The organism is Aquabacterium soli, from assembly GCF_003933735.1.
GTDB lineage: Bacteria > Pseudomonadota > Gammaproteobacteria > Burkholderiales > Burkholderiaceae_C > Aquabacterium > Aquabacterium soli.
In genome coordinates, this window is sequence record NZ_RSED01000025.1 from 51,650 (window position 1) to 58,772 (window position 7,123).

Annotated in this window: 8 protein-coding genes; 3 read left to right on the forward strand and 5 right to left on the reverse strand. The window is 64.9% G+C overall.

Annotated features, from left to right (window positions below; all coding sequences use genetic code 11):
• Positions 1-18 precede the first annotated feature (18 nt).
• Entirely contained in the window at positions 19-1,209 is a 1,191-nt protein-coding gene (locus tag EIP75_RS21380; RefSeq protein ID WP_233584981.1) for a sensor histidine kinase, read from the forward strand.
• A complete protein-coding gene (locus tag EIP75_RS21385) occupies positions 1,206-1,997 on the forward strand; it encodes a LytR/AlgR family response regulator transcription factor (protein WP_199758667.1) in 792 nt (263 codons plus the stop codon). The genes EIP75_RS21380 and EIP75_RS21385 overlap by 4 nt, the downstream gene beginning before the upstream one ends.
• Positions 1,998-2,050: 53 nt before the next feature.
• On the opposite strand, the gene EIP75_RS21390 is transcribed toward EIP75_RS21385, so the two are convergent.
• From EIP75_RS21390 to motA, 4 genes are all read right to left on the reverse strand, one after another.
• Complete coding sequence (locus EIP75_RS21390) at positions 2,051-2,701, reverse strand: protein phosphatase CheZ (RefSeq protein ID WP_125245229.1); 651 nt, start codon at positions 2,699-2,701, stop codon at positions 2,051-2,053.
• A 16-nt stretch (positions 2,702-2,717) separates the two neighbouring features.
• Positions 2,718-3,119 (reverse strand): chemotaxis response regulator CheY, encoded by a 402-nt coding sequence (gene cheY / locus EIP75_RS21395; RefSeq protein WP_125245230.1) that lies wholly within the window; start codon positions 3,117-3,119, stop codon positions 2,718-2,720.
• A gap of 120 nt (positions 3,120-3,239) precedes the next feature.
• A complete protein-coding gene (motB, locus tag EIP75_RS21400; RefSeq protein WP_125245231.1) occupies positions 3,240-4,184 on the reverse strand; it encodes a flagellar motor protein MotB in 945 nt (314 codons plus the stop codon).
• A gap of 15 nt (positions 4,185-4,199) precedes the next feature.
• Positions 4,200-5,060, reverse strand: coding sequence for a flagellar motor stator protein MotA (gene motA, locus EIP75_RS21405; protein ID WP_125245232.1), 861 nt, complete (start codon positions 5,058-5,060; stop codon positions 4,200-4,202).
• A 441-nt stretch (positions 5,061-5,501) separates the two neighbouring features.
• Here motA and EIP75_RS21410 point away from each other — a divergent pair, with 441 nt between their 5' ends.
• A complete protein-coding gene (locus EIP75_RS21410; protein ID WP_125245233.1) occupies positions 5,502-6,743 on the forward strand; it encodes a PQQ-dependent sugar dehydrogenase in 1,242 nt (413 codons plus the stop codon).
• On the opposite strand, the gene EIP75_RS24390 is transcribed toward EIP75_RS21410, so the two are convergent.
• A complete protein-coding gene (locus EIP75_RS24390) occupies positions 6,744-6,917 on the reverse strand; it encodes a hypothetical protein (RefSeq protein ID WP_199758668.1) in 174 nt (57 codons plus the stop codon).
• Positions 6,918-7,123 lie beyond the last annotated feature (206 nt).

Sequence of the window (7,123 nt, forward strand, 5' to 3'; positions counted from 1 at the left end):
ACGCAGAATGTGCAAACCATGGATTTTAAAGACAAGGACTCCCTTGCGAGCGGTGTGGTCGCCCACGATGGTGCGATCGACCCCTTGCGCGCGCCAACGATGTGGGCCGTGACTGGGGATGGCGACGCCCCAAAAGGCCGTGGCTTGATGCTGGGCGATGGGGCTGCCACCTTCGATGTCTGCCACGTAGGCGTGGTGCTGCGTGTGCTGCTGGGGGTGCAGGCCGTTCTGTGGCTGGCGACGTTGTACGACTCTGCCGGGCCTGTGGATTGGTTGATGCGCTGGGGGCAGGGCTCGGCCGTGGCCTTGCCGGGCTGCCTGCTGTGGCTGGTGGGGGTGTGCGGGGCCCGTCGCTGGCTGGGCCGTCGCGGCGCCTCCACTCAATGGGCGGCGGTGGTGCTGTGGGGCGCGCTGTCGGCTGCCTACGGGCATGTGCAGTTCTGGTTGATGGACTGGTGGCTGGGGCAACAGTCCCTGGCGCCCTGGGCCCTGGTGGCGCCGATGGCCACGGGCGCCGCCCTGGCCGCTGTGTGCCTGGCCTGGCTGCGCCAGCGCCAGGGGCGCACCGACCCGGCCCAGGTGCAGGCCCGGTTGGTGGAGCTGCAGGCCCGCATCCGCCCGCATTTCCTGTTCAACACGCTCAACACGGCCATCGCGCTGGTGCAGGTGGATCCGGACCGCGCCGAGGCCGTGCTGGAAGACCTGGCCGAGCTGTTCCGCCGGGCCCTGGCCTCGCCGGAAACGCATTCCTCACTGGCCGATGAGGTGGAGCTGGCACGGCGCTACCTGGGCATCGAGCAACTGCGCTTCGGTGAGCGCCTGTCGGTGAACTGGCATGTGGATGAGTCCGCGGGCGCTGCCTTGGTGCCCACGCTGCTGCTGCAGCCCCTGGTGGAGAACGCCGTCAAGCACGGGGTGGAATCCGATCCCCAGGGGGGCTGGGTTCGGGTGGAGGCCTCCCGCAAGGGCGGCCGTGTGGTGGTGACGGTGAGCAACTCCGTGCCGAGCCCCCTGGATCCGGCGGCCGCGCCTGCTTCGGGCACGCCCCGGCGGGGGCATGGCATCGCCCTGCGCAACGTGCGCCAGCGCCTGCTGCTGATGCACGATGTGCAGGCCGAGTTCGAGACGGCCTTGCGGCCTGTGTCGCCCGATGCAGGGCAGCACTGCTTCGTGGTGCGCCTGTCCTTCCCCGCCGGAGGCACCCCATGAGCGAGCCGGTGCATCCCTTGCGCGCCCTGGTGGTCGACGACGAGCCCCTGGCCCGCCAGCGACTCGCCGTGCTGCTGTCGCGGTTGGACGAGCCGGTGCAGGTGGTGGGCGAGGCGGGCGATGCAGGGGCTGCCTTGGCCTGGCTGGAGGCCCGGCCTGGATTGGCGGATGTGGTGCTGCTGGACATCCAGATGCCCGGCCCCGATGGCCTGCGTCTGGCCGACAAGATCAGGGGGCTGACGCCTGCGCCGCAAGTGGTGTTCGTCACCGCGCACACCGAGCACGCGCTCAAGGCCTTCGAACTGGAGGCCAGCGATTACCTGACCAAGCCCGTGCGGCAAGAGCGCCTGGCCCAGGCCATGGCCCGTTGCCGCAAGCGTCAATCAACCGTCTTGGCGGCGCCTCAGGCTCTGCAGGCCACCCCGGCCACGCTGCTGGTGCAAGAGCGTGGCCGCGTCGTGAAGGTGCCCATCTCGGACATCCTCTACCTGAAGGCCGAACTCAAGTACGTGACCTTGCGCACTGCCACCCACAGCTATGTGCTCGATGATTCGCTCACCGATCTGGAAGAGCGCCTGGGCGCCAGCGTGATCCGCGTGCACCGCAATGCCCTGGTGGCGCGTCTGGCCGTGCGCAGGCTGGAGCGGCGTGACGATGCCGATGGCACCGAGGGCTGGGCCGTGCAGGTCGGCCCGGCTGCCAGCGCGGGTGGGGGAGAGTGGCTGGCGGTCTCACGCCGCCAGGTGCCTGGCGTCAAAGAGGCCTTGCTCGAGGCATCAAGGCGCTGAAAAGCAAAGGCGGCCCCGAAGGGCCGCCTTGATGGCTTGATGCGCTGAACGGCTCAGAAGCCCAGCGATGCCAGCAGGTCGTCGACCTCGCCCTGGTTGCTCACCACATCGGTGCGGCCTTCGGGGTTCACCACCGGGCCGTTGAGGTTCGCCGTTTCGTGGTGGTGTGCGGTCAGGGCCGCTTCCACCTTCTGGGCCTGCTCGGGCGGGGCAGCCTGCACCAGCAGCTTGACCAGCTGGTTTTCCAGGTCGTTGGCCAGGGTCACCACCTTGGCCACCACCTGGCCGGTCAGGTCGTGGAAATCCTGCGCCATCATGATGTCGGTCAGGTGCTTGTCGACGCGGCCGGTGACCTTCTCGACGTCTTCGACGAAGTTCATCACGGCGCCACTGGCCACGGCTTTCACCGGGTCGGCCACGATCAGCTTGGCCAGCTTGCGCGTTTCGCTGGCGATGTGGTCCTGGTCGGCCTTGGCCTCGTCCACCAGGTTCAGCACCTTCTCGGCAGCCTGTTCCGTCTTGGTGGCGATGTAGCTCAGACGGCTCCGCGCATCCGGCAGGTTGTCGACCGAATCCTTCAGCTTGGGCAGCACGCCCAGCATGTTGAGTGTGTCGTGCAGCTGCCGGGTCAGGGTGCCCAGCTGCTGGAAGATCTCGGGTGACGCCGCAGGCATCGTCATGGGTGGGAGCTCGTCCATTTTCATCTCGCTTTCCCCTGGCTCAGGCTGCAGCCGTCACTTTTTGCATGATCTTCTGGACCTTCTCTTCCAAGGTGGCCTTGGTGAAGGGCTTGACGATGTAGCCAGCGGCGCCTGTCTGGGCGGCGAGCACGATGTCTTCCTTGCGGGCTTCTGCGGTGACCATCAGCACCGGCAGGTGCTTGAGCTTGTCATCGGCCTTGATGGCCTTGAGCAGGTCGAAGCCGTTCATGTTCGGCATGTTGATGTCGCTGACGACGAAGTCATACGAGCCGGCCTGCAGCATGTTCAGGGCCACGGCGCCGTCTTCGGCTTCTTCGGCATTGGCATAGCCGATTTCCTTCAACAGGCCCCGCACAATGCGGCGCATGGTGGAAAAGTCATCCACGATGAGGAATTTCATATCGACGTTCGGGGTGGTCATGGCGCTTCCTTGCTTGACACATCATGGGCACTGAGGGCCCTTGCAAAACCTGTTCGATCCCTTATCGGCCTGCGCTGCCCTGTCTTGAGTGTTTTATGACACGAGGGAGGCCATAAAGGGCTACTGCGGCGCCATCGCCGGGATGTTCTCTGCGTCCTCTGGCGCAGAAGCGGTGGCTTCGGCCTCGGCGGCCTTGAAGACACGGTCTTCGGCCTCCCGGTTCATCACGATGATGCTGATGCGCCGGTTCAGGGGGCTTTCGGGGGCGTCCTTCTCGTACAGCATGCTGGCGGCCAGGCCCTGCACGCGCAGCACCTTGTCGCCGGGCAGGCCGCCGGCGATCAACTCGCGCCGCGAGGCGTTGGCACGGTCGGCCGACAGCTCCCAGTTGCTGTAGCCCCGGTCGCCGCTGCTGAAGGGTTTCGAATCGGTATGGCCTTCAATGGTGAGCTTGTTGGGCACTTCGCGCAACACGCCGCCGATGGCCCTGAGGATGTCCTGGATGTAGCCTTTGACATCGGCGTTGCCGCTGTCGAACATGGGACGGTTCTGGTTGTCCACGATCTGGATGCGCAGGCCCTCGGCCGTCAGGTCCAGCCTGATCTGCGATTTGTACTGTGCCAGGCGGCTGTCGTTGGCGATGACCTCTTCCACCTTCTCCTTGAGCACCTTCAGGCGTGCCGCTTCGGCCTGGGCCTGTTGCTCGCGCATGGCTTTCAATGCCTGCAGGTTGAAGGTGCGCTTGGGTGCCTCGACCTGGCCGCGCTTGACCTGTCCTGAGGTGTTGCTCAGGTCGGTGCCGCCGCCCTTGATCACACTGGACGAATCGCCCGAGCCGCTGCCGCCGAACATCGCCACCTTCAGCGGCGAGTTGAAGTAGTCGGCAATGCCTTTTTTGTCACCCTCGGTGGTCGAGCCCAGCAGCCACATCAGCAGGAAGAAGGCCATCATGGCCGTCACGAAGTCGGCGTAGGCGATCTTCCAGGCGCCACCATGGGCGGCATGGCCGCCCTTCTTGATGCGCTTGATGATGATGGGCTGGACTTTTTTGGAATCGCCGGCCATGGCTCAGCCCTTCGCTTACTTCTTGCCCTTGACGTGGCTTTCCAGCTCGGCGAAGGTGGGGCGCTCTGTCGAGTACAGCACCTTGCGTCCGAACTCGACGGCCACCTGCGGCGCATAGCCCTGCATGCTGGCCAGCAGCGTGGTCTTGATCACCTGGAATTCCTTGGTGTTCTCGTCGAGCTTTTGCTCCATCAGGCCGCCCAGGGGCTCCACCACGCCGTAGGCCAGCAGAATGCCGAGAAAGGTACCCACCAGGGCCGAGCCGATCATGCCGCCCAGCACGGCCGGGGGCTGGCCCACCGAGCCCATGGTGTTGACCACACCCAGCACAGCCGCCACGATGCCGAAGGCGGGCAGGGCGCCGGCCAGCCGGGCCACCGCCGCCACGGCGCCGTGGCCCTCGTGGTGATGGGTGTCGATCTCGTTGTCCATCAGGGATTCGATCTCGTGGGCGTTGAGGTTGCCCGAGACCATCATGCGCAGGTAGTCGGTCACGAACTCGATCACATGGTGGTCGTGACCCACGGTGGCGTACTTGCTGAAGAGGGCGGAGTTGTGCGGATCCTCGACGTCCTTTTCGATGGCCATCAGGCCTTCCTTGCGGATCTTCTGCAGCACCTCGTAGAGCATGGCCATCAGCTCCATGTAGCGCTCTTTCGAGTACTTGGAGCCCTTGAACAGCGGGCCAAACGATTTCAGCACGGCCTTGACCGTCTTGGGCTGGTTGTTGACCAGGAAGGCGCCGATGGCGCCCCCGCCGATGGCCATCATTTCAGTGGGAATGGCGTGGATGATCACCGCCATATTCCCGCCGTGAATGGCGTACGCCCCGAAGATGCATCCGAGGCAGACGATGTAACCGATGGCGACGAACATGGTGAACTGGCTTTGGAGGTTCTGGGCGAGGACGGAGACGGGGTCTCACCTTGGATCCGATCATCCGGCAAGGCCCGTCTTTTCAATAGCCGAAACAGCGGCCCTCGCTGCCGCCTTTTCGCATCCTGAAGACCTGCTTGTGCCGTGCGGGCCGGCCCCAAAAAAACGGGCCCTGGTAGGGGCCCGTGAAAGCACAAATACGTGCCAGGAGGAGACAAGCAAAGGACGCTTCACTTCCAAACCGTCCACCTGTCTTTTCGGCGGTGCCGCAGCCTGCTTGAGTGCTTTGAGGGCCGAGAGTGTCTCTGGACGTGACAAAGTGGCGGCACGTGCCTCTGCATGCAGACACAGATTGTTGCCTCGCCCTGTTCTTGTCAGGGCTGATGTTGTCACTCTATTGTTCGCCAGCGGCGCCGCGCCAGAGCGCCTCAAGGAGAAAACATGAGAGGTTCCATCGATTCGGTGTGGAAGGTGACCGCCTGCGCTGCCTTGGGTCTGGCGGGGCAACTGGCGCATGCATTGGACGGCGTGGTCGTTGCCGCGGGGCTCAACCAGCCGCTCTATCTCACGGCGCCCACTGGCGACAGCCGCCAGTTCATCGTCGAGAAGGGCGGCTTGGTGAAGATCCTGTCAGGCGGCACGGTGCAGAGTTCGCCCTTCCTGGACCTGAGCGCCAAGGTGGCCACGGGCGGTGAGCAGGGCTTGCTGGGCCTGGCCTTTGATCCGGGCTTTGCCAGCAACGGCCGGCTCTACGTGAACTACATCGATGCTGCCACCAACAACACGGTGGTCGAGCGCTACACCCTGGCCAGTGGCGCGCAAACCGTGAACACGGCCTCGGCGCAGCGCATCATCAGCATCACGCAAGAGCCCTACCAGAACCACAAGGCCGGCTGGATCGCTTTCCGGCCGGGCGACAGCAGCAACCTGTACATCGCCACCGGCGACGGAGGCAGTGGCAACGACCCGCAGAACAACGCACAGAACACCTCATCCTTGTTGGGCAAGATGCTGCGGTTGAATGTGAGCGGCACGGGCGAGGGTTACGCCATCCCGACGGACAACCCCTTCGTCGGCCAGGCGGGCGTGCGGCCGGAGTTATGGGCACTGGGCTTGCGCAACCCGTGGCGCAACAGTTTTGACCGGCAGACGGGCGATCTGTGGATTGCCGACGTGGGGCAGGGGGCTCGGGAAGAGATCAACCTGGAACTGGCCGGTGATCCTGGTGGCCACAACTATGGATGGCGCCTGCGCGAGGGCAGCATTGCCACGCCTGGCGTGGGCGGCTCGGCCCCTGGCCTGACCGACCCTGTGTTCGAGTACACGCGCGATGTGGGCCAATCCATCACCGGCGGCTACGTGTACCGCGGGCCATCGATCGAAGGCGCGGATGGACGCTATTTCTATGGCGACTTCGTGGCCAATCGGCTCTTCTCTTTCGCGCTGGGGTCGGATGGCAAGCCGACGGACTTGCGTGAGGAAACGGCTGCAGTGCTTGATGGGACCGGCCTGGAAGGCATTGCCTCGCTGGGCGAGGATGGACTGGGCCGCCTCTACGTGGTGGGCATCAACGGCACGGTGGTGACTCTGGTGCCCGAGCCGGGCACCTGGGCCCTGGCCCTGGCCGGTCTGGCGGCCGTGGCCTGGCGCCGCCGACGCCAGTTGGCCTATGGCGCCGCCTGATCAGAGCGAAGGATCCTTGCCGCGCGTGCGGGCCACGCCGGTGAACATGCCCAGGCCGAGCAGGATGGTGGCGCCGATGATCACGTACAGGTGGGGCACACCTGCCGTGACCAAACCCCAGGCGACACCGCCGATGAAGATCAGAAAACCGACCATGTACAGAGCAAAGGACATGTGAACACCTCTTTGATGGGTGGTTGAGACCACGATGGCGCTGGAGTGGCAATCGGTGTGCCTGGGTTCTCTTATGGCTTGCACCTTCCCCCGCAGAAAAACAAAACGGGCCCCCAAAAGGGCCCGTATGTCTTGGCTGCGCGGACGCAGCCCCCGATGCCATCAGTGAGCATCAGTGCATCTGAATGCCACCGGAGGCCTTGCCC

Coding starts and splice junctions, on each gene's coding strand:
- EIP75_RS21385 (WP_199758667.1), top strand. CDS start 1,206: ATGAGCGAGCCGGTGCATCCCTTGCGCGCCCTGGTGGTCGACGACGAG.
- cheY (WP_125245230.1), bottom strand. CDS start 3,119: ATGACCACCCCGAACGTCGATATGAAATTCCTCATCGTGGATGACTTT.
- motA (WP_125245232.1), bottom strand. CDS start 5,060: ATGTTCGTCGCCATCGGTTACATCGTCTGCCTCGGATGCATCTTCGGG.
- EIP75_RS21380 (WP_233584981.1), top strand. CDS start 19: ATGGATTTTAAAGACAAGGACTCCCTTGCGAGCGGTGTGGTCGCCCAC.
- motB (WP_125245231.1), bottom strand. CDS start 4,184: ATGGCCGGCGATTCCAAAAAAGTCCAGCCCATCATCATCAAGCGCATC.
- EIP75_RS21390 (WP_125245229.1), bottom strand. CDS start 2,701: ATGAAAATGGACGAGCTCCCACCCATGACGATGCCTGCGGCGTCACCC.
- EIP75_RS21410 (WP_125245233.1), top strand. CDS start 5,502: ATGAGAGGTTCCATCGATTCGGTGTGGAAGGTGACCGCCTGCGCTGCC.
- EIP75_RS24390 (WP_199758668.1), bottom strand. CDS start 6,917: ATGTCCTTTGCTCTGTACATGGTCGGTTTTCTGATCTTCATCGGCGGT.